Here is a 20,793-nt window from a genome sequence, read left to right on the forward strand (position 1 = left end):
GCTACTCCTCGATCCTCATCATAAATGGCTCTTCTTTTATATACTCTTGCTCTTTTAAAAGCTCCATAGTTCGCTTTGCATCAGCCTCCAAGCTCGTGTGCGTCGTGAAAAATAGCACGGCATACTCGCTCTCATCTTTTGGCTTTTGTAGCAAGCTGTCGATCGAAAGATTGTTTTCGCTCATTAAATTTGTTATCTTTGCTAGCACGCCCATTTTGTCTTCGACTTTTAGCCTAAAGTAATACTTCGTCTTTATCCTGTCGCGATCAAGAAGCTCCAAAGTATTTAGCTCAAATGGCGCTTTGTATCCAAGCATCGGCGACTTGCTATCTCTTGCGATGTCGATGAGATCGCTAATTACTGCGCTTGCTGTCGCGTCGCCACCAGCTCCTGGGCCATAATACATCGTCTCGCCAACGACCTCGCCAACGACACTGATAGCATTTGTCACGCCGCTTGCCTTTGCTATCATTTTATTTTGCGGCACAAGCGCTGGATGCACGCGTAGTTCGACCTTGCCCTCGCTTTTTTTGGCAATGGCTAGAAGTTTTATTGAGTATTCAAAATCTTTTGCGAAAAATATATCTTCTGGCGTGATGCCTTGTACCCCCTCGATCAAGATATCCTCTGGATCGCCGTGCACGCCATATGCGATGCTAGCTAGGATGAGAAGCTTGTGAGCCGTGTCAAAGCCGCCCACGTCAAAGGTAGGATCGGCCTCAGCGTATCCAAGTTCTTGTGCTTTTTTAAGCGCGTCTTTGAAATTTGAGCCTTCATTCATCATCGATGTTAGGATGTAGTTGCTGGTGCCGTTTAGTATGCCATTTATACTTAAGATGTGGTTTGCGCTAAGCCCCTCTCTTAAGGCTCTGATGATCGGTATGCCACCAGCCACGCTTGCTTCAAAGCCAAATGGCGTGTTTTTGGCTAAATTTTGCAAAGCATATCTGTGATAGGCAAGAAGCGCCTTGTTTGCAGTGACGACCGCTTTTTTGCGCTTTAAAATTTCACTCACCACTCTAAAAGGCTCTTCAACACCGCCCATAAGCTCGATAAAAACGTCGATATCATCGCGGTTTATGACGCTATTTATATTGTCAGTCAAAGGGATGTCAGCGTCTCTTTTTTTATTTAAATTTCTAACCACGCCGATGACTGGCACTATCTCTTCGCCACATCTTGCTGCGATTAGCTTTTTGTTTTTTAGTAAAATTTTTGCAACCGACTCGCCAACGGTTCCAACGCCTAAAATCGCTACATTCATTCAAATTCTTTCAAATATTTTTTTATATTTCTTGCTGCTTGTCTTATCCTATTTTCATTTTCGATAAGAGCTAAGCGCACATAGTCGTTTCCGCCCTCGCCAAAACCAATGCCTGGACTAACTGCAACTGAAGCCTTTGTAAGAAGCTGCTTTGAAAACTCAAGACTGCCTAAGTGGCTCACCTTTGGTGGAAGTTTCGCCCAGATAAACATGCTGGCATTTGGCTTTTTAAGCTCCCAACCAGCCTGAGCAAAGGCCTCTATCATCACATCTCTTCTTTTTTCATAAATTTGGCGTATCTCTTCAACGCAGCTTTGATCGCCGTCAAGTGCGACCGTGGCTGAGACTTGAATAGGCGTAAACATGCCGTAATCAACCCATGATTTTATCTTTTTAAGCGCAGCGCAAAGTCTCTTGTTTCCGCACATGAAGCCAACTCTCCAGCCTGCCATGTTGTAGCTTTTTGAAAGAGTGTAGCACTCGACTGCGACATCTTTTGCGCCTTCAACTTCAAAGATGCTTGGCGTTTTGTAGCCATCAAATGTAAGATCCGCATAAGCGATATCTGAGATGATGTAAAATCTCTCTTGCTTTGCGATGCTTACAAGGCGCTCGTAAAAGCTCTTTTGCACGGTCACGGTCGTTGGATTGTGAGGGAAATTTACGACTACATATTTTGGCTTTGGCGAGCTTGCGTGTATCGTCTGGATCAAATTTTCAAAAAATTTATTCTCGTCTAGCTCAAATTTATCGTTGTAGTGAAGTGGCATCTTTGCGACGCTTCCGCCAGCAAATAAAAACGCTTGCGTGTGTATCGGGTATGCAGGATCAGGCACGATAGCCACGTCGCCTGGGTTTATCACGGCTTGAGCAAGATGCACAAAGCCCTCTTTGCTGCCCATTGTGGCTACTGCTTCAGTTTCTGGGTCTAAATTTACGCCGTATTTTCTCTTGTACCAGTTGCAAATGGCAAGGCGAAGCTTATAAATTCCAGCACTGGCTGAGTAGCCGTGGGTCTTGTCTTTTTGCGCGCTTTCGCATAGTTTATCGACGATGTGCTGTGGTGTTCTGCCTTCTGGGTTACCCATAGAAAAGTCGATGATGTCCTCGCCAGCTCTGCGTGCTGCCATTTTTATAGCATTTACTTCGGCAAAAACGTAGTTTGGTAAACGCTCAATTGTATTAAATCTTATCTCATCAAACACTGTTTGCTCCTATTTTATAAGCTTGATAATTATCTCATTTTTAATGTTAGTTATGTCGTTATTGTCGCTAATTAACGCATATTTTGCGTCATTAGCTAAATTTATGGTGTAGTTAGTTTTTATCTCGTTTTCTCTTTTTAGATCGATTTGGTTTAAATTTTTATCATAAATTCTAACAAGTGGCACCCATTTGTTTGGCTCATTTGAGATGATATTTAGGCTGTTTGCACCTGCCACGTCGACGATATAGACGCCGCCACTTTTTACAAGTGGGGTCTCTTCGTTAAAATTTACTTTTGATGCATCAAGGCTCATATTTTTAGCATCCAAATAAAGCGCTAAATTTCCATCAAGCCTATCAAATCCCATGATCTTAAAGCCACTTTTACTAAGCGTGAAATTTAGTAAATTTGGATCTATGCCGCCACTTTTTAGAGCTAAAATCCCATAAGAAATTTCACTGCCATTTTTTAGAGAATTTACCCTTGCCACGCTTATATTTGCATCTTCAAGAGCTAAATTTATCGATTTTACAAATAGTGCTGAGGGGACTTTTTGCGTGCTTATAAATTTTAAATTTAAGCTATTTGAGCTAAAAGAGAGAGCATCGTAGTTTGAGCTTTGCTTTAGTCTTGAGACTAGCTCGCCAACGTTTAGCGAGCCGTTAGTGTCTAAATTTTCTAAAGAAATTTGCAGATCTTTTCCGCTGCTTAGTGCGTTTGCGCTACTATTTAGATCAAAAGCGTATGAAAAAACGCTAAAAAGAAGAAATATGGCTAGTTTTTTTACCAAGATTTGCCCTTATTCATCTCGACAAACTCGTCATAAGTTAAAAATTTCATATCGCCATTTTCTACTAAAAATCTAGCTGGACGGCTTGGGTTATACTTTGTCACTTTGTCGCCGATCTTAAGCTCGATGTTGCCATTTCCGCAAACGACTAGCTGTCTTTGGTCTAAATTTATATTGACACTTTTGCTTGTGTCGCTTGATGTTTTTTGACCATTTTCAAGGTTGATGATGCCTATCCAAACGCGTTGTTTTGGTGTGATGATCGCTTCATTTAGCGGTTTTGTCACGTTTTGCTCTATTTTTGGAGCTGGCTGGGCTGCCATGCTAGGTTTTAGGGCATTTTGATCAACGCTAGCAGGACTTACAGTCATGTTTTGCTCAGCTGGAGCTGAAATTTTCACGCTTGAAGCGTTTGCATCGATCTTTGGAGTGTTTTGAGAGATCGTTACGTTTGTGTCGATTATATTTTTCTTCACTTCATTTACGATGCTTGATTGCGAGTAGCTCACGCTTGTGTTGTCTTCATTTAAGCTTGCTATGAAATTTTGGACGTATTTGTAAGCATCAAAGTAGTAAGCACCGCCAGCGATGATAGCTAAAATGATGATCCAGAATAAAAATCCAGCCCCGCCACCGCTACTTTGCCTTTGGATCGAGACATCTTCAGGTGTGTAAGAAGAAATTTTTGGGCTAACTTTTGTTTTTTTGCTCTCATCAGGCATATTTTCTTGCATGAAAGCGTCGTATTCAGCGAGAAGTTCGCTAAGATCGACGCCATACTCACGCTGTAAAATTTTGGCGTAACCTCTCATGTTTAAGCGTGATAATTTTTCAAAATTTTTGTCAAAAATGTATTGTAAAAATGTGGGTTCAATGTGCGTTTTACGCGAAATTTCCTTTATGCCTATCTCTTTTAAATTTTCTAATTCATTCATCTATCATCCTATCACAAATTATCGCAAAAGCTGCACTTACATTTAGGGAGTCCCAGCCATCTTTTAGCTTGATACCGACGCACTCATCGCACTTTGCTAGAGCTTTTTGCGGTATGCCTTCACCCTCTGAGCCCATCACCAAAGCCCTTTTGCCAGCAAATTTCATCTCTTTTATATTTTTGCCGTTGCTTGCCGTCGCGTAGAGCCTAAAACCACACTGTTTTAGCTCGTTTAGCAGGCTAAGTCCGTCTTCAAAGATCGCTATTGGTATCTCGTAAGCAGCACCGCTACTTGACCTTAAAACGCCTTGCATATTTACACTTTTTGTAACGATGACAAGTCCTTCGCAGCCTAGAGCATAGGCACTTCTAGCGATGGCACCGATGTTTCCGACGTCACTTATGCCATAAAGCACGGCGATGAAATTTAGCTTTTTTAGCTCGCTAATGTCTGAAAACTCAAACTCGCTAACGCTTGCTAAGAAACCTTGATGGTTGCCGCCATGCGCCATCGACTGAGCTTTTTGATTATCCACGCGGATGATCTTCTTGCCAGTGCCACAAATTTTAGAGAAGAGTTTTTTATCACACTCTTTTGAGAGATAGATCTCTTCTAGGATCTGTGGGCGCTTGTTCAAAATATGTAAAAATAGCTGTTTTCCGTATATTATCATGGTTGCTTATGGTAGCTAAAGTCAAGTAAAATTTAACTTATTTTGCTTCTAAATTTGAGTGAATTTTTGAAACTTTTTAGCAAAATTTGAGCTTTTAAATTTATGCTTTTATGAGCTCGTCGTATATCTTTTTGACCTCTTCGCCAGTTATTTTGCTAAGCAGTTTTGCCTTTGCTTTTGGGGCGATGTCAAGCGAGATGATCTCATCTTTTGTGATATTTTGAGTGGCTATATTCGCACTTTTTGAGATGACCACTGCCCACTCGCCGTTTAAATTTGCTTTTTCTAAAATTTGGGCTAAATTTTGAGCATTATCTTTAAATTTGGTCTCAAATTTTTTGGTAGCCTCTTTTATGGCAAAGATTTCTCTTTCTGGCTCTAAATTTGCAACGCTTTGCACTAAGCTTAATATGCGTTTTGGGCTTTCATAGATCACAGCTGGATAGGCTAAGCTTAGAGCGTTTTGTATGGCTAAAGCCCTATCTCTGCCAGTATTTGGTAAAAATCCTAAAAAAACAAACTCTTTATCGCAAAGTCCGCTGGCGACTACGCTTAGAAGTGCAGCGTTTGCTCCGCTTAAAATTTCATATTTGATATCATTTTTTTGAGCGTATCTTACTAGGCTAACGCCTGGATCGCTTATGCCTGGCATGCCAGCATCGCTCATATAAGCTATATTTTTGCTCCAAATTTCATCATTTAAATTTGCAAAAAAATCATCTTCGTTGTGGGTGTGAAGCGGGATAAAATTTGAGATATTTATATTTGCGTCAAAGCGTTCGTTTAGCAGATTTACAAGACCTTTGCAAACTCTTGTATCTTCGCAGATAGCTATCTCGCATTCACGCAAAATTTTGATGGCACGAAGCGAGATATCTTCTAAATTTCCTATTGGAGTAGGAACAAAGTAGAGCAAGGCTTATTTTTGAGCGTATTTTTTCTTAAATTTCTCAACACGGCCAGCGCTATCAACTATCTTTTCGCTGCCTGTGAAAAATGGGTGGCACTTGTCGCAAATGTCAATTCTGATTTCGCTTTTGTTTGACTTTGTCTTAAAAGTGTTGCCACACGCGCAAGTTACGGTGCAATCTACATACTCTGGATGGATCTCTTTTTTCATCATCTTTCCTTTATTATTTTGGGCTATTTGTTACCTTAAAAGTTGCTGATTATATAAAAACTAATCTAAAAATCAAATAAATCAGGCAAGAAATTTTGCCGCCACAGATATGACTGCGGTCTGTGATCTTAAGATATTTTTTGTATTTAGGCCGTAGATATTTTTAAATTTAGCCGTCTCATCCTCGCTAAATCCGCCCTCTGGACCGATTATCAATATCTCATCATCTCTTTTTTCGTTTAAATTTTTGCCACCAAAATTTATGGCTGAGACATTTTTATAAACGTTCATTAGCTCGTCTAAATTTTTGTAAATTTCAAACTCCATTAGCGACGTTCTCCCGCACTGCTCGCATGAAAGTGCGTTTATGTAGTTTAGCTTTTCAAGGTCGATCTTGAAATTTGCTTGAGAAAATTTAGTATAGACAAAGGCGATCTTGCCAACGCCAAGCTCATTTAAAAATGGCAGCGCCTTTTCGATCGTCTTTGGATCAATGACAGCCCAAGCGATGGTAAAGTCAAATTTATGCTCGCAGTTTAGACTAGCAAAGATAAGACTTAAATTTGCACTTCTGCGCTCTATCTCATTGATCTCGTAGATGTACTCTTTGCCGTCGCGTAAATTTCTAACACTTATGCGCTCACCTGTCTCAACCCTTCTAGCTTTTAGGTGCAAAAAGGCCTCATTTACTATTTTTAAGCGCTCTTCGCCAGCGTTTTTATCATATAAAAATTTCATCTAAATCCCTGCTATGATGATCAAAATAATGTCGCAAATGCCTTTAATAAGGGCAAATTTTTTAAATTTCTCTAGCTCGCCAGCAATGGCATATCTCTTTAGCCTTTTATACCCAACGGCGCTAAGTGCGATTAAAGCTATTAAGATAAGAAGCATTTTTATGGCGTTAAATTTTGGCTCGTAACTATAATATGCCCACAAAATAAGCCCAGTTAGCACCAAAAAGCTAAGCAGCATATGATAAATAGGTAAAAAATACCTTATACGAAGCACGTAATTTTTGCTAGCGCTTCCAAGCTGTGTGAGCAGTATATAAAGCACCCCACACGCAAGAAGTGCGTAGAAAAATGCCACGTGAAATGGCAAAGTGTAGGCAAAAAGCGAGCTTAAGTGTTCGTTCATTTTTTATCTTTAGGAGGCTCGTTTTCTTCGACGACTGGCTCAGGTGGCAACTGCTCGTCGATAGTTACATTTGCATCAGGCTGAGCTATCGTAACATCACTAGGGACTGGCTCGCTAACGTCACTTTTGGCCTCTTCTTTATCTCCACAGCCCAAAAATACGCCAGCTATAAGCAAAAAAGAGGTTATAAATTTTTTCATTAAACGTCCTTTGGATTTTCTATTTTTATCTTATTTATCATCTTTTCAAGTAAATTTTTATCTTCCCACTCGTCTATAACGGCCTCTGAAAATTTGATATCACTAAGCCTTATCTCGCCCATTTGTGGGTTTATCGCGTCCTCTTTGAAGCACTGCGCATAGCCAGTATCAGTCTCATGCACGATGACGCTATGAAGCTTCACTTCGCGCTCGCCGTTACTCATCACGCTAAGCTCAAGCAGTCTCTCGATCATGACAAAAAATATACGGCAAAACTGCTCTGCACTGGGATTTAGCGGGATCTCGATCCACCTTGCAGAGTGCTTTTTAAGGTCGTTTTTGTATTCGTCACTATCGCCTGAATATATGGTCGTAGCGTGATCAAAGCTATCGATTATCGTCTTTATGTTTTGCTTCATCAGCCCAAAGTCATAGACCATGCCAGCGTTATCAAGAAAATTTGAGCTAAGTAAAATTTCTGCTACATAGCTGTGACCGTGGATGCTCGTCCTGCAGCGCTTTGAGCTACAAAATCTCACGATATGCGCATTTTCAAATCTAAAAAGTTTTCTAATAATCATCAAACACCCTCTTTGTCGCCCCAAAGCCTGATGTGGATACGCTCTGAGTAGTTAAATCCATGCTTTATGGCAAACTGCGCTGTTTTTAGAGCATTTTTGCTTAGCTCGTCCTCATTTGCACCCATCGCCATGCACCAAACTGGCAAATTTGCTCTATTTTTTATATATAAAATTTCCTCTAGCTCACTTTTGTCAAAGCGCGAGAGGACAAATTTTAAAAAGCTGCTTTTTGCGTTATTTTTTATAGCTAAAATGGCATCTAAATTTATGCGTTTTTGCTCGCTAACTCCGCTATTTGCTAGTTTTACGCCAAGTGCAAAATGGCAGTTTTTATAAATTTCAAATTTATCAAAATCAACCAAGATCGTGCCATTTGTCTCAAAATGCACCTCGTAGTTTATAAGCAAATTTCTTACCAAATTTATGAAATTTTCATTTTGATGCCAGATGAGTGGTTCGCCGCCTGTTAAAACGACGATCGGCTTTTGCTCTAAGCCTTTACAAAGCCCATCAACTAGACTTAAAATTTCATCTGTGCTATATCTTTTGTGGTGAAAATGTCCCTTAAAAACGGCTCTTATGCTATCGCATCCCAAAAGCTCTTCGCCTGTTTTTAAAGACCTTGTCTTTACGCCAAAGCCAAAGCAGTTTAGGTTGCAGCCCAAAAAGCGTAAAAACACAGCGAGCCTGCCCTGATAAGCGCCCTCGCCTTGGATGCTTAAAAATGCCTCAACTAATTCTAGCTCTTTGCTCATCAACCACCAGTTTGGTAAAAGGCCCTTGAAGAGGTTTCATTTTCAGCTCCTAGGGCCCATTTGTTCTCTTTTGGCTTATTAGCTAGCACTTGCCTTAAGATCTCGCTTGCTGCAACGATGTCGCCATTTGCAACTGCTTTTTTGATACTTAGTGCATCTTCAAAATAAAGGCAAGGTATCAAAAGCCCTTCAGCACTTAGTCTGATGCGGTTGCAACTCTCGCAAAAGTCGTGTTTATGAGGGTCAATGATGCCAAATTTATAGCCGTCATCAAGCCTATAAATAGACGCAGGTGCGTTTGGCAATTTTTCATCTTTTGTGACGTTATATTTTTGCGAGATGATCTTTAAAATTTCATCGCTTTTTAGCCCTTTTAGATCCTCTTTGGCGTGCGAATTCTCCATATATTCGATAAATCTGATCTGAGAGTTTCTAAATTTAGCAAACTCAAGCAAATTTACTAGCTCATCGTCGTTAAAGCCTTTTAGCGCGACCGTGTTTATCTTCACCTTTAGCCCAGCGTCAAGTGCTGCCTCAAAGCCAGCTAAAACCTCATGTAAGACGCTCTTTTGAGCGATAAATTTAGCTTTTTGCTCATTTAGCGTATCAAGCGACATATTTATGCGCTTTAGACCAGCGTCCTTTAGCCTTTTGGCAAAGTGTGGCAGCATGAAGCCATTTGTCGTAAGCGCTAGATCGATGTCTGGCTTATAATCGCTTATCATCTTTATAAAGACGTCCAGATCCTTGCGCACGAGTGGCTCGCCGCCTGTGATCCTGATCTTTTTCACACCCTCATCGATAGCTACTTTTACAAATAAAAATAGCTCTTCAAATGTCAGTAAATTTTCTTTTGGTGTCCAACTAAATGGCGTAGTAGGCATGCAATATCTACATCTAAAATTGCAACGCTGCGTCACAGAAATTCTTAAATAATCAACAACCCGACCATATTTATCTATTAGCATAAAGCACCTTTTTTAAGCTTGGTTAGAGCTTTTTTAATTTTCAATTATATGTTAAAAGATTTAAATTTAAATAAAAATTTAAGCTAATTTTTGTAGTTTAAGAGTAGTTTTGTCTTTTAAAATTAGCCCAAATTTAGGCTAATTTATGAAATTTAAGCACAAATTCAACTCGCCCCATACCCACGTGAAGATCTTTAGCGATCATGGCTGCGCTTTTGCCATCTTTAAACATCTTTAGAATTTGCTCTTCTTCGTTGATGACGCTTGGGGCGATTTTATTGATATCTCTTGTTCGCTCTTCAAGGTTAAACATCCTATCTTTTTGCTCGTTTGCAAAGTCATCGATCACTCGCTCGATGCTCTTTATAGCGCGGATTATCGGCACGATTTTTTCATTTATCTGCTCATTTATCTGCTCTTTTAGCTCATCTTTTACATCTTTTAGCTGCTCATCATCATCAGACTTAAAGCTTGCCAGTGCGGCTAGCTGCTTTTTGAGATTATAGTTTTCTTGTATGGCGCTCTCTATGGCACGCTCATATCTTGTAAATTTCTTATTTGTCTCGCTATCTTTTATAAATATCAAAGCTATTATTATCGCTAAAACGATGCCAAAACCTAAAAAAATGTAAATTTCCATATTTTTCCTTTACGAATTCGCTCTAAGCTCTCTTATCATCACACGCTCTCTAGCCGTCACGTAAGCGTTCCAGTCGGCCTCGTCCTCTTCGTGCATGTTCTCTATCTTTGCTAGCCTCTCATCCTGCGCCCTTAGATAAAGGCTCAAATTTCTCTTTGGAAAGATAGGCATCATAATCCTTGCGTAGTAAATTTCATCTTTTTTAAATTTATCTTCGCTTATTTTTATATGCGTAAAGCCGATCTCATCGATATCTGCGCTCTCTTTTAGTGGCAAGTATTGCTTGTGCTCGTTTTTTATATAATCACTAAGCGCATCGATCTTTCTATGAAGCTCAATGACAAGCGTTAGCAAGACTTGGTCGCTCTCTTTGGTCTCGCCGCGTGATTTTGCACGCTTTAGCCACGCTCCAAGCGCATCTTCGTCGCCTGGTAAGATAGAGTTAAATTCTCTTAAAAATTTCTCATCCCCGCTTCTGTCGCACTCATAAACCATGCTAAGAGGCGCTTTAAAAAGCCTTACTTCGCTCATAATACACTGATCCAAACAAAGATGAAAAATAAAATTCCCAAGTAGCCATTTAGCGTGAAAAACGCCCTGTCTATCTTGCTAAAGTCGCGCCTTACGATCCTATGCTCGAAAAATAATATCACGCCGCTTACCACAATGCCAAAAAACGCCATCGCTCCAAGCCCAGCCGCCCAAGCAAAAAGTAGCCAAAGTATAAAAGCTAAGGCGTGAAAAATGGCTGACAAAAACAGTGTCGCCTTGTCGCCATAAATGGCTGGTATGCTAAAGAGCTTGTTTTCTTGGTCAAATTTCATATCTTGAAGCGAGTAAAGCAGGTCAAATCCAGCCACCCAAAATGTCACACCAAGGCAAAGTAGCACGCTCCAAAGCGGTATAGCAGCGCTCACTGCGACCACGCCAGCGATCGGAGCAAGTCCAAGACTAAGTCCAAGTACTAAGTGCGCTAGCTCGCTAAATCGCTTAAATAGCGAATATCCGCCAAGCACGGCAAGGATAGGGAAGCTCAGCCAAAATGCGAGCGAATTTACAAAATAGGCGCAGATGATAAATATAAGCGCGTTTGCTGCGATAAACAGCTGCATATTGCCCTTGCCGATGCGCCCATCTACGCTTGGGCGGCTTGCGGTGCGTGGGTTTAGCTTGTCGATGTCCTCGTCTTGATATCTGTTAAACGCCATGGCGAAATTTCTAGCGCTGACTGCGCAAATAGTGCCTAAAATAAGCAGTTTAAAGCCAAACCAAGCCGAGCCATTTTCTATCTTGCTCGCAACTATCATCGCCACAAAGATAAAGGGCAGGGCAAAAACCGAGTGCTTAAAAACGATGAGTTCTGCGATATCTTTTAGCTTTTTGATCATATAAATTTCCATCTTTTTAAAAAGTGTCTGATTTTACACCATTTTGCTTTAAATCTAAATTTATATTATCATTGCGAGAGTAATTTAAAATGAAGGGTTATGATGAGTAAAATAGCGATTATCGGAGATGGTTTTAGTGCGTTATTTACGGCGCTTGAGCTAGCTAAAAAGGGTGAGGAAATTTTAGTTATTAGTAACCAAAAAGATGAGTTTGAAAGCGGAATTTTAACCCCATTTAACACCCCAGCGCTCGCAAGAGATGGAGCGATATCTAGCTCATTTTTGGGGCTTGTTAGTAAAAAAAGCGAGCTTGATATAGCGCTTTGCTTAAATGAAAACTTTAGAGCTTGGATGGCTAATTTCACGCTTAAATCAACAAAGGCTCACGACAAAAAGATGAGAATTTTGTTTAAAAAATTTGGACAAAAGAGCTTTGAAATTTTAAGAGAGCTAAACGAAAAATATCCGCAGATAAAATTTGATGAGAGTGGCGTTTATCTCATCTTTAGCGAGGATGAGATCTTTAAAAAAAGGCTTGATGAGATGAAAGTCGCTGATAGCGAGCAAGAAATTTTAAGCGTGGATAGTGAGCTAGCAAATTTTGGTCTGATAAATAAAAATATAAAAGGCGCGCTAAATTTAGCTAAAAACGCAAGCATCGACGCGGTTGAGCTAAAAAAGGCGCTTGTTAGCGAGCTAAATGAGCTTGGAGTGCAGTTTATAAACGATGAAATTTATGAGCTAAAAACGCATGGGCAAGCCGTGCAAAAGGCTGTTGGCAGTGCTGGCGAGTACGAGGCTGATAGCTTTGTAGTGGCTAGTAGAAATTTGGAGCTTTCAAGCAAGCTTGGGACAAATTTAAGCGCCATTTTGGCTAAATTTTACACGATAGACCTTGTGCTAAGCGAGGGTCAGATCCCTAAAAAACCGATCATTTTAAATGATATGTTTGCCAAAATTTATCCAACGAAAAATGGCGTCACGATCATCACAAATTTACAAGTGGGCGCGATCGATACGCTTGTAAAAACAGAGAAGATCAACGCATTTTTAAACGAGCTAAAAAGGCATCTTGGCATAAGCGAGCTAAAAGAGCCTAGTTTTAGGGCAAATTTCGTCCTTCTTAGCTCAAACGACAAGCCAGCGATCGGACGCGATGAGACATATCAAAATTTACTCTACAACCAAGCGTATGGGCTAAACGAACTAAGCTTTGCACCGCACTTTGCAGGCGTTTTGGCTGATCTTTTAAAAGAGGGCAAAAGTAACGAGCAAAGTGATGAAGTTTTGCTATTTAGCTCACTTTATGAGGGTTAAGCTTGTTTGGCGAGCTAGCACTAATTGGCACCACGGCAAGCGGCAAGAGCGATCTAGCCTTTGAGCTAGCAAAGGAGTTTGAGGGCGTCATCTTAAGCCTTGACTCGCTTGCGCTTTATAAAGAGATAGATATCGCCAGCGCAAAGCCAAAGCCTTGGCAGCTTGGAGCTGTGAGGCACTTTGGGGTGGATGAAATTTACCCTGATGAGGAATTTAGCGTTGGGGCATTTTTTGAAATTTATAAAAATGCAAAGGAATTTGCGCGCTCGCAAGGCTGCCCGCTCATCATCACAGGAGGCAGTGGCTTTTATCTAAAGGCGATGCTTAGCGGCCTTGCGCCAGACGTGCCAAAATGCGAGCTAAATTTAAGCAACGAAGAAATTTACGAGCTAGCTTTACAAAACGACCCTGAGTTTGCAAGTAAATTTAGCCAAAACGACTCTTACCGTCTCGAAAAATGGTATCAAATTTATAAATTTAGCGGTCAAATCCCAAGCATCTGGCTAAAGCAAAATACCAAAGAGAGCGTCATAAAAGAGCTTGCAATATTTGAAATTTTATGGGATAAAGATGAGCTTAGAGCTCGTATCGCAAAGCGAACGAAAAATATGCTAGATGAGGGCTTGATAGATGAGGCGAAGTTTTTATTTGACAAGTATAAAAGCGAGCCAAAACCACTAAAATCAATAGGTCTAAAAGAGTGCAAGAAGTTTTTGGAGGGTGAAATTTCAAAAAGCGAGCTAGAAACGCTTATCGCCACGCACACAGCCCAGCTTGCCAAGCGTCAGCGAACATTTAATAGATCGCAGTTTGAAAAGAAATTTGTTGGCGACTTGGCGCAAACTAGAGATGAAATTTTGAAATTTTTAGGCTCTGTTTGAAAAAATATTGTTTTTTAACTTCCAAAACAAAGTCAAACCTTGCGAAACGACGCTATCGCCGCCGAAAATTAGTGAAGCTGTAAAGCTGAGCGCGATTTTCGTGCTATATGTTCGGCGCTTTGCGGAGTGAGCAGGGTTTGCGAAGCGGGCAACAATACTTTTTTATAACAGAGCCAATTTTTAAAAGGGTAAATTCAGTTGAGTTAAATTTAAATCGTCTAGGTGGTAAATTTAATTTGGTAGAGGCGAACAGCTCCAAAAGAAGCCGTTCGATAAATTTATATAGGCATTACCCTGATCTTTGGGCTTAAGCTCTCTTGTAAGACATTTTCTATCGCATAAAGCGTGCCAGTCGAGCCGCTCGCACAGCCAGAGCAAGCGCCAAGATAGCGGATATAAACATCGATGTTTTCGCCGTTATCGTTTCTGATGTCTAAAATTTCTAAATTTCCGCCATCCATCATAAGCATCGGGCGGATCTCTTTATCGATGATCGACTCGATCGCTTTTAGCTGACCAACCATCGTCATACTCTCAAAGCTAACGTCGCTAAGTGTGTTGTTTGCTTGAGCGTTGGCTTGAGCCTCGAGTCTCTCTTGCTCCATTTCAGCTCTCGTATCGCGTAAGATATCAACAAGGTAGTAGTCCTTTTTCTCGTGTCCGCCAGGTCTAACGCATGATTTACAAAATGCTCCAGCTTTGGTGTACTGCGTGATCTCTTCAACCGTGTGAAGGTCGTTTAGTCTTATCACCTCTTTGATCGTGCCAAGGCTCACCCTAGCACACTCGCAAACGATGATCTCATCTTCAAAGTGCTCTGGGTCTATGCCCTTGTAGCTTGCTGCGGCTGCCTTAATGACATCGTATGCCATGACCGAGCAGTGCATCTTTTGAGGCGGGACGGCTGGGGTGTCTGGGTTGTCACGCATAGCTCTTTCAACATCTAAATTTGTTATCTTAACCGCTTCATCGACAGTTTTGCCGATGCAAAGCTCAGCCATCGTGTCAGAGCTAGCTATCGCCGTGCCACAGCCAAAGCTTTTAAATTTAGCGTCTATTATCTTGTCAGTTTTCTCATCAACGAGCCAGTAAAGCCTAACTGCGTCGCCACAGCTCTCTGCGCCAAAGTCAGCGATGATAAGTTTTGCGTTTGCTTTTTTGGCGTCCTCTTCGGTTAGCTCGCCCATGAATTTAGGATTGTTCATCCTATCTTGCACTACCTTGGAGTATTCGTCCCAGATAGAGCCTCCGATTAAGTTATTTTTTGCCATGTTTTTCCTTTAAATTTTATAATCCACTCTTATGCCACTCTGGGGCGTATGCAAATGTGCTTGAGATGCCTCTTAGCCTATTTGCAGCCTTTGTTATTTGCTCGATCGCATAGTCGATCTCTTCTTCTGTGTTAAACCTTGAAAGAGATAGTCTAAGTGCAGTGTGAGCTAGCTCTTTGTCAGCTCCGATCGCCTCCATGATAGGGTTGCTCTCTAGCGTCTCGCTCGCACAGGCAGAGCCAGTAGATGCCGCTATGCCAGCTCTATTTAGATCCCAAAGCATCGCCTCGCCCTCGACACCTTTGATAGAGGCTAGGATAGTGTTTGGCACGCGCTGATCTTTTTTGCCAACGACGCTAACATCAGGAATTTGCAGCAATGCGTCTTCAAGTTTGTCACGCAAACGGCGAACGTGTGAGTGCTCGTAATCCATAAATTTATTTGCTAGCTCAAGTGCTTTGCCCATGCCAACGATACCTGGAACGTCTAGCGTGCCGCTTCTGCGTCCGCCCATGTGCTCGCCGCCGTGAAGCAAGCTACTTAGTGGCATACTATTTTTTATAAACAACGCTCCAACGCCCTTTGGTCCGTGAAATTTATGCGCTGAAAAACTTAGAAAATCAACGTCTAGGTCTTGAACATCTATCTTTATCTTGCCAACTGCTTGCACGGCATCAGTGTGAAATAAAGCACCGTATTCGTGGGCAACTTTGGCAAGCTCTTTTATAGGAAAGATCATGCCAGTTTCGTTGTTTGCGGTCATTATGGCAACGAGTGCGACATTTTCGTCCATGACAGCTCTTAGCTGATCTGGAGTGACGATACCGTCGCTATTTACGTCCAAAACCGTAAGATCCACACCATATTTTTCTAGAAATTTACAAGTTGCTAAAATGGCTGGATGCTCGACTGCGGTGGTGACGATGCGTTTTTTCTCGCCAGTTGCGATCTTATCAAAGTAGATGCCTTTTACTACCCAGTTGTTGCTCTCGGTCGCACATGAGGTAACGACAATGTCGTCGCTATCTTTTGCGTTTAGTCCGGCGTAGAGCTGATCTAGTGCTGTTCTTAGTGCTGGGTGGGTCTCTGAGCCAAATTTGTGTAGTGAGTTTGGATTGCCGTATTTTTCGCAAAAAAACGGCTTCATAAGTTCAAAAGCTTCTGGATCAACCATCGTTGTGGCGTTATTATCTAAATATACTCTCAAATTTAAAACCTTAATTCGGATAAAAAATATCCCTTTTATTTTTGATGGGATATTATAACAAAAAAGTTAAAAGCAAGTTTAAAAAATAGCTTTAGTTTTTTCAATATTTGGCTCATTTTGATAGTAAAATATATTGAAATTCTTTATCAATATTTGGCAGATACGTCATTTGCGAAATTTCGCTTAAAAAAAGCCTATTTTACTCTTAATATTAATTCTTTTTCTTAAGGATTGAAAACTTAAGGATGAGAAAATTAATGGGATTGTAAATATTGCGACAATAAAATAAGCAAAATAAATTTTCTAAAAGGATATAGGATGAAATTTATAGGCATTATACTTCTACTACTAACAAGCATATTTTTAATAGCTTGCTCTGCAAATCAAGCAAGCAATAAGATAAGTAACTCTGAACTAGAGAATTTAGCTAATAAATATGGTGGGGTTTATATATTTAATCAGAAATTTGTTGAAGAGATAGATAGGCGTGAAAAAGAAATAAAACTATCAGAAACAAATATGAAAGCAAATAAAGACAACTATAGAAATGAGCTTAATAAGGAATTTAAAAATACAAATTCTTTGTTATATAAACAATGGCAGCTTAAAAAAGATGAATATGCAAAAATGGTCTATAAAAAATATGGTATGAAAGATGATTATTTTACAGCCAAAGGAATTTTTATAGAAGATATGGTTAGAGAGAAATTTCGTAGTTTAGATAGAGTTTTATCTAATGGCAAGCGATACTATCTTAAATGGCTAGACTATGAAAATGAAACAGGTAAAAAAGTAAAAATATCAGATGAATATGTTAATAAAATAAAAGAGTTTATAGGAGATGAGAATTTTAGTAAATCACCAAAACCATTGCTAAGAAAATTTTATATAGATAATGGTCAAATCATACCTATAACTATTTCATTAACATACAGCTATCAATCAAAAAAATATGGCTTATTTGGTGATGAAGGAGCTGGGATAAAATTTAGTAAGGGTGAAACAAACTATGTCTTAGGTGGAAATAAATTTTACTTTGATAGCTCTAAAAACACTTTCGTTAAGGAAAAATAGTGGAAAATAGCAATAATAACCCCAAAAATAAATCTGTAAAACAAATAATATCTGATATAAAAGATCATGCTGATATGGCTGACGCCTCTTATTCATTTTACGAATTTATAGATAATAATGAAACATGGAGCAAATCAGATGAATTTTATAACTATAAGGTATTAAAAAAACCTAATCCTAAATGGGTTTATGCTGATAATATTAAACAAGGTTTTATTAATCTAGAAACAGAATTAATGACAGCTTATGCTCTTTGTGTAGAAGCTAGATTTATGAAAGATAAAGAAATCATAGGACCAAATGAAAGCGAACCCCATGCTATTGATAACGATGTTAAAAATTTTATACACGTAGACGAAGAGACAAAGGAACAAGAATTATTTTATAAACCAACCTCCCTATCTCACCGAACAAAGACATTTGTAAATAGATATGAGCTGATATCTCACCAGTCAAATACAGCGATATCTGGCTTTTCTTACACGATATTTAAGGATACGAAGCCCACTATGAGTAGTGATAAGCCAAGATATATCATAGCTTTTAGGGGCACGGAGGTTGGCGGTGCGGAGTTTTTTAAAGACTTGGTGCTTACTGACGTGTTTATAGCTGCATTTGCTGGGCTACCTCAGATCATATCGCTATTTACGATGATCACTGATATAAATAAGGCCATCAGAGAAGATAGCGGCAGTGATAAGAAAACGTCTAACTTTAATGTAAGTATATGTGGCCACAGCCTTGGCGGGCATCTATCTCAGGTGTGTTGTTTGTTTTATAAGAGTCTAAACGTAGATGAGCTTTATACATATAATGCCCCTGGCATAGGTGGTCTTGCTATCAGTGCTTTGCATTTTGTATTTAGGGTGGTTAGGCTGATAGTTAAGATGATCAAATTTTGCGTACATAAGCTGCTTGATCTTTTTGGATTTACCAGAAAAGTTATAGATAAATGCGTAGATAAGATCTATAACGGCTCAAAAAGTACTGATACTCTAATAAGTGAGTGCAAAGAGCACAAAGACGAGCTAGACCCTAACTTGCTAGAGGAGAGCGCTGCTAGCTGCAAAACTATATACAAAGATAATATACCATTTGAGATACATCACTGTGAGACTATAAAAAACACTGTGACTTGTGAGGAATTTAACATAGGCAATGACTTTAACAGAGCCATAGAGCCTACTGTGTCGGTGATAGCTGATCTGGGATATAAACTAGGGCTTACTCAAGATGATAGGATAAACTACAAAAATACGCCTAGGCTTCATCTACTTCATATAGGTCATCTCGATGGCATCTACTATATAAACTCGCACTATATGACTAGTATAATATATGCCATATATCTATACGACTATCTTTTAAAAGAAGATAAAAATTCTAAGAAAAAGGCGCTAAGCGAGGACATATCATACGCGCTAACATATCTTGATAAGCTATCTGCCATACTAGTAGACAACATAGAGGGCAATAAATATAAGCTTAGCGATAAAAACGAAAATATCAAAGATGGTAATCAAAACTATATAAGTATCATTTTGGGAGAGCTTTATCATATACTAGAGAGCCTTGGAGATGAGGAGTATCAAGAGATAATAGACAAATACTCTGCCGAAAGCGAAAATAGGCTAAGTAAAGTAACCTTGGTGGATATGCTGATGGATCTAGCGGATAAGCAAATTTATGCAAGGATAATAGACAAAAACGATATGGACGATAGCTCAAATATACCTTTAAATCAAGTAAGATCGCTGCAAAAGATGTATCCACTGGAATTTATACATAATGAAAATGAGCTAATAAAAGATAAAACTGATATCACGAAAGCCTACACCTACGGCTCAAATCTTACAAAGTGCTATTTGTCAAAAGAGAAAGATAGCTTGTTTATAAAGGCCAAAAAGGCTCAGTTTAAAAATGCTATGTTTAGCGATAACTTTACTAGCATTTATATAAGAGACAATGGGGCTAAAGAGAAATTTAGCCTAGATAGATCAAGCTCTACGGCATTTGCTGACACTGAGAACAAGCAGCTTTATATATTTTTAAACGATAAGGATGTTGTGGACTGCGATGAAATTTATAATAAGATAGAAGATAGGCTAAATATAGAGGACATCAGGTCCTATAAGCCAAATGTCTTTTTAAACTCTATGCCACTAAACACCGCCACTGAGCAATCAGACTATCCACTGTACTTTAAAAATGAAGAGGACGGGGAGGAGTCAAATTCTAACCTACTAAGCTTCACTCATCAGCCAAGGGATGAGGAAAAAGATAAAGGAAGACTAAGTGTTAGCTATAAAAACTCACAGGCAAGCATACTAAACTACTCTTTGCTAAACAAAAGCCTAAATATAGACCTAAAACCAACAAACAAAGAGACTAAAGAGTCGCTTGAGCGGGCAAATGAGAGACTAAATTTAGAAAAGAGAAGTAGTGCGCTAAGTGCTGGTGGTACTGCCTTTGCTAATCCAATAATAGAAGATGACGTGGTAGTTTGCCCACATGGCGGTCATGTGATCTTAAAAAGTAGAGCGGGCAAAAGCATAAGATCAGATGATCAAGGCGTGATACTTGATATTGACTTTATAAACTCACCCATAGTTGGCTGCTCAGCTAAAAATCCTTGCACAAAGGTGGCATACGTGCCAAGAGCGGCTCTTAGTCTAAAAAGTATGAATAACCACTATGCTGTTATGCAAGACCTAGTGTCAGCATGCCTAAGTAACACTAGCTCACCGCTAAGGTGCATAAAAAAAGAAAATAGGATAAAGCTAGCTCATAGCATAGGTAGCCCTACATCTGAGAATAATAATGCAGCTGTGATAAATCCAAATTTAAACAAGCCAGTCATAAGGCTGCATGTAAAGGCTTTTGCTTCTCAGAGTGATAACCTTTTGGTGGCTACGTACTATCTATTTGATAAAAAATTTGAAGATAAAAATGGATTTAGCAAGATCAAGCTCAACTTAGATGAGGGAAGAGATGTAGAGGATAAGAATTTAAAGGCTCTTTTGGCGGATAATTATGACGATAAGCGTTATGATATCAAAGAATTTAAACTAAGATATGGAGCGGATAAGCTAAATTTGGTATTTGTTGCTCCAAAGAATTTTAGCGCACTTGATAAAGAGAACTATAAAAAAGCAAATAGTCCTGAAAGTGGTGTGGGATTTTATGCTAGTTTAGACGAGTTTAACAGCTCTAGCACAGATAAAAACAAGCAAACTTATACAAATGTATTTTTAACTCCAACTGGCGCTAAAAGTATAGAGCTTGAGATAGCTAAAGGGCTAGATAGTGGATATGAAAACGACATAAACACAACTAGCTTTACAATGCTTGTTAGTTGATAAATTTAAAGAGAAGGATCGTT

Annotated in this window: 22 protein-coding genes; 4 read left to right on the top strand and 18 right to left on the bottom strand. The window is 39.6% G+C overall.

All coding sequences use genetic code 11. The features are described 5' to 3' along the window. Position 1 precedes the first annotated feature (1 nt). From CVT07_RS00585 to mqnP, 16 genes are all read right to left on the bottom strand, one after another. Complete coding sequence (locus CVT07_RS00585) at positions 2-1,264, bottom strand: homoserine dehydrogenase (RefSeq protein WP_107936182.1); 1,263 nt, start codon at positions 1,262-1,264, stop codon at positions 2-4. Continuing rightward, positions 1,261-2,469 (bottom strand): LL-diaminopimelate aminotransferase, encoded by a 1,209-nt coding sequence (locus CVT07_RS00590; protein ID WP_004318025.1) that lies wholly within the window; start codon positions 2,467-2,469, stop codon positions 1,261-1,263. Before CVT07_RS00590 ends, CVT07_RS00585 begins: the two co-directional genes overlap by 4 nt. 9 nt (positions 2,470-2,478) lie before the next feature. After that, positions 2,479-3,261, bottom strand: coding sequence for a hypothetical protein (locus CVT07_RS00595; protein ID WP_107936184.1), 783 nt, complete (start codon positions 3,259-3,261; stop codon positions 2,479-2,481). Further along, positions 3,255-4,196, bottom strand: coding sequence for a phosphatidylglycerophosphate synthase (locus CVT07_RS00600; protein WP_107936186.1), 942 nt, complete (start codon positions 4,194-4,196; stop codon positions 3,255-3,257). Before CVT07_RS00600 ends, CVT07_RS00595 begins: the two co-directional genes overlap by 7 nt. Further along, the gene (gene rlmB, locus CVT07_RS00605) at positions 4,189-4,869 is read right to left on the bottom strand and encodes a 23S rRNA (guanosine(2251)-2'-O)-methyltransferase RlmB (RefSeq protein ID WP_035142763.1); all 681 of its coding nucleotides are present in this window, start codon (positions 4,867-4,869) and stop codon (positions 4,189-4,191) included. Before rlmB ends, CVT07_RS00600 begins: the two co-directional genes overlap by 8 nt. A gap of 100 nt (positions 4,870-4,969) precedes the next feature. After that, positions 4,970-5,785, bottom strand: coding sequence for a 16S rRNA (cytidine(1402)-2'-O)-methyltransferase (gene rsmI, locus CVT07_RS00610; protein WP_107936188.1), 816 nt, complete (start codon positions 5,783-5,785; stop codon positions 4,970-4,972). Between the two features lie 3 nt (positions 5,786-5,788). Next, positions 5,789-5,989 (bottom strand): 50S ribosomal protein L31, encoded by a 201-nt coding sequence (gene rpmE, locus CVT07_RS00615; protein WP_009295018.1) that lies wholly within the window; start codon positions 5,987-5,989, stop codon positions 5,789-5,791. A gap of 81 nt (positions 5,990-6,070) precedes the next feature. Next, positions 6,071-6,727: a 16S rRNA (uracil(1498)-N(3))-methyltransferase gene (locus tag CVT07_RS00620; RefSeq protein WP_107936190.1), complete on the bottom strand. Its 657-nt coding sequence runs from the start codon at positions 6,725-6,727 to the stop codon at positions 6,071-6,073. Beyond that, positions 6,728-7,129: a hypothetical protein gene (locus CVT07_RS00625; protein WP_107936192.1), complete on the bottom strand. Its 402-nt coding sequence runs from the start codon at positions 7,127-7,129 to the stop codon at positions 6,728-6,730. Beyond that, on the bottom strand, positions 7,126-7,329 hold the full coding sequence (locus tag CVT07_RS00630) for a hypothetical protein (RefSeq protein ID WP_004318036.1): 204 nt from the start codon (positions 7,327-7,329) through the stop codon (positions 7,126-7,128). Before CVT07_RS00630 ends, CVT07_RS00625 begins: the two co-directional genes overlap by 4 nt. After that, a complete protein-coding gene (locus CVT07_RS00635; protein ID WP_107936204.1) occupies positions 7,329-7,910 on the bottom strand; it encodes a 6-pyruvoyl trahydropterin synthase family protein in 582 nt (193 codons plus the stop codon). Before CVT07_RS00635 ends, CVT07_RS00630 begins: the two co-directional genes overlap by 1 nt. After that, a complete protein-coding gene (locus tag CVT07_RS00640; protein ID WP_107936194.1) occupies positions 7,910-8,665 on the bottom strand; it encodes a 7-carboxy-7-deazaguanine synthase QueE in 756 nt (251 codons plus the stop codon). The genes CVT07_RS00635 and CVT07_RS00640 overlap by 1 nt, the downstream gene beginning before the upstream one ends. Then, positions 8,665-9,633 carry a GTP 3',8-cyclase MoaA gene (moaA, locus tag CVT07_RS00645; RefSeq protein WP_012001065.1) on the bottom strand — a complete coding sequence of 323 codons (969 nt, stop codon included), beginning with the start codon at positions 9,631-9,633 and terminating at the stop codon, positions 8,665-8,667. The genes CVT07_RS00640 and moaA overlap by 1 nt, the downstream gene beginning before the upstream one ends. Before the next feature lie 133 nt (positions 9,634-9,766). Continuing rightward, complete coding sequence (locus tag CVT07_RS00650) at positions 9,767-10,273, bottom strand: DUF6115 domain-containing protein (RefSeq protein WP_107936196.1); 507 nt, start codon at positions 10,271-10,273, stop codon at positions 9,767-9,769. A 9-nt stretch (positions 10,274-10,282) separates the two neighbouring features. Then, complete coding sequence (locus CVT07_RS00655; protein WP_103597885.1) at positions 10,283-10,804, bottom strand: hypothetical protein; 522 nt, start codon at positions 10,802-10,804, stop codon at positions 10,283-10,285. Next, positions 10,801-11,661, bottom strand: a complete 861-nt coding sequence (gene mqnP / locus CVT07_RS00660) for a menaquinone biosynthesis prenyltransferase MqnP (protein WP_430393577.1) — start codon at positions 11,659-11,661, stop codon at positions 10,801-10,803. The genes CVT07_RS00655 and mqnP overlap by 4 nt, the downstream gene beginning before the upstream one ends. Before the next feature lie 102 nt (positions 11,662-11,763). Here mqnP and CVT07_RS00665 point away from each other — a divergent pair, with 102 nt between their 5' ends. Both CVT07_RS00665 and miaA read left to right on the top strand, forming a co-directional pair. After that, positions 11,764-12,978 (top strand): NAD(P)/FAD-dependent oxidoreductase, encoded by a 1,215-nt coding sequence (locus CVT07_RS00665; protein WP_107936198.1) that lies wholly within the window; start codon positions 11,764-11,766, stop codon positions 12,976-12,978. Positions 12,979-12,980: 2 nt separating this feature from the next. After that, positions 12,981-13,859, top strand: a complete 879-nt coding sequence (gene miaA, locus CVT07_RS00670; RefSeq protein ID WP_103617350.1) for a tRNA (adenosine(37)-N6)-dimethylallyltransferase MiaA — start codon at positions 12,981-12,983, stop codon at positions 13,857-13,859. Between the two features lie 278 nt (positions 13,860-14,137). Here the strand turns inward: miaA and CVT07_RS00675 are convergent, their stop codons facing one another. Beyond that, positions 14,138-15,130: an iron-sulfur cluster assembly scaffold protein gene (locus CVT07_RS00675; protein WP_103617351.1), complete on the bottom strand. Its 993-nt coding sequence runs from the start codon at positions 15,128-15,130 to the stop codon at positions 14,138-14,140. 16 nt (positions 15,131-15,146) lie between these two features. Then, positions 15,147-16,337: a NifS family cysteine desulfurase gene (locus CVT07_RS00680; protein WP_103617352.1), complete on the bottom strand. Its 1,191-nt coding sequence runs from the start codon at positions 16,335-16,337 to the stop codon at positions 15,147-15,149. A gap of 318 nt (positions 16,338-16,655) precedes the next feature. Between CVT07_RS00680 and CVT07_RS10070 the strand changes: the two genes are divergently transcribed. Together CVT07_RS10070 and CVT07_RS00690 are read left to right on the top strand one after the other, a co-directional pair. Then, positions 16,656-17,411: a tRNA 2-selenouridine synthase gene (locus tag CVT07_RS10070; protein WP_230855709.1), complete on the top strand. Its 756-nt coding sequence runs from the start codon at positions 16,656-16,658 to the stop codon at positions 17,409-17,411. Next, the gene (locus tag CVT07_RS00690) at positions 17,411-20,770 is read left to right on the top strand and encodes a lipase family protein (protein WP_107937394.1); all 3,360 of its coding nucleotides are present in this window, start codon (positions 17,411-17,413) and stop codon (positions 20,768-20,770) included. The genes CVT07_RS10070 and CVT07_RS00690 overlap by 1 nt, the downstream gene beginning before the upstream one ends. The last annotated feature ends 23 nt before the right edge of the window (positions 20,771-20,793 follow it).

The organism is Campylobacter concisus, from assembly GCF_003048875.2.
GTDB classification, from domain to species: Bacteria; Campylobacterota; Campylobacteria; order Campylobacterales; family Campylobacteraceae; genus Campylobacter_A; species Campylobacter_A concisus_AU.

Bases quoted from the DNA above. Each gene is read 5' to 3' on its own strand.
- CVT07_RS00585 (WP_107936182.1), bottom strand. From the start codon at position 1,264: ATGAATGTAGCGATTTTAGGCGTTGGAACCGTTGGCGAGTCGGTTGCA.
- CVT07_RS00620 (WP_107936190.1), bottom strand. From the start codon at position 6,727: ATGAAATTTTTATATGATAAAAACGCTGGCGAAGAGCGCTTAAAAATA.
- CVT07_RS00675 (WP_103617351.1), bottom strand. From the start codon at position 15,130: ATGGCAAAAAATAACTTAATCGGAGGCTCTATCTGGGACGAATACTCC.
- rlmB (WP_035142763.1), bottom strand. From the start codon at position 4,869: ATGATAATATACGGAAAACAGCTATTTTTACATATTTTGAACAAGCGC.
- CVT07_RS00665 (WP_107936198.1), top strand. From the start codon at position 11,764: ATGAGTAAAATAGCGATTATCGGAGATGGTTTTAGTGCGTTATTTACG.
- CVT07_RS00635 (WP_107936204.1), bottom strand. From the start codon at position 7,910: ATGATTATTAGAAAACTTTTTAGATTTGAAAATGCGCATATCGTGAGA.
- CVT07_RS00630 (WP_004318036.1), bottom strand. From the start codon at position 7,329: ATGAAAAAATTTATAACCTCTTTTTTGCTTATAGCTGGCGTATTTTTG.
- rpmE (WP_009295018.1), bottom strand. From the start codon at position 5,989: ATGAAAAAAGAGATCCATCCAGAGTATGTAGATTGCACCGTAACTTGC.
- CVT07_RS00600 (WP_107936186.1), bottom strand. From the start codon at position 4,196: ATGAATGAATTAGAAAATTTAAAAGAGATAGGCATAAAGGAAATTTCG.
- CVT07_RS00650 (WP_107936196.1), bottom strand. From the start codon at position 10,273: ATGGAAATTTACATTTTTTTAGGTTTTGGCATCGTTTTAGCGATAATA.
- mqnP (WP_430393577.1), bottom strand. From the start codon at position 11,661: ATGATCAAAAAGCTAAAAGATATCGCAGAACTCATCGTTTTTAAGCAC.
- CVT07_RS10070 (WP_230855709.1), top strand. From the start codon at position 16,656: ATGAAATTTATAGGCATTATACTTCTACTACTAACAAGCATATTTTTA.
- CVT07_RS00655 (WP_103597885.1), bottom strand. From the start codon at position 10,804: ATGAGCGAAGTAAGGCTTTTTAAAGCGCCTCTTAGCATGGTTTATGAG.
- CVT07_RS00625 (WP_107936192.1), bottom strand. From the start codon at position 7,129: ATGAACGAACACTTAAGCTCGCTTTTTGCCTACACTTTGCCATTTCAC.
- CVT07_RS00640 (WP_107936194.1), bottom strand. From the start codon at position 8,665: ATGAGCAAAGAGCTAGAATTAGTTGAGGCATTTTTAAGCATCCAAGGC.
- moaA (WP_012001065.1), bottom strand. From the start codon at position 9,633: ATGCTAATAGATAAATATGGTCGGGTTGTTGATTATTTAAGAATTTCT.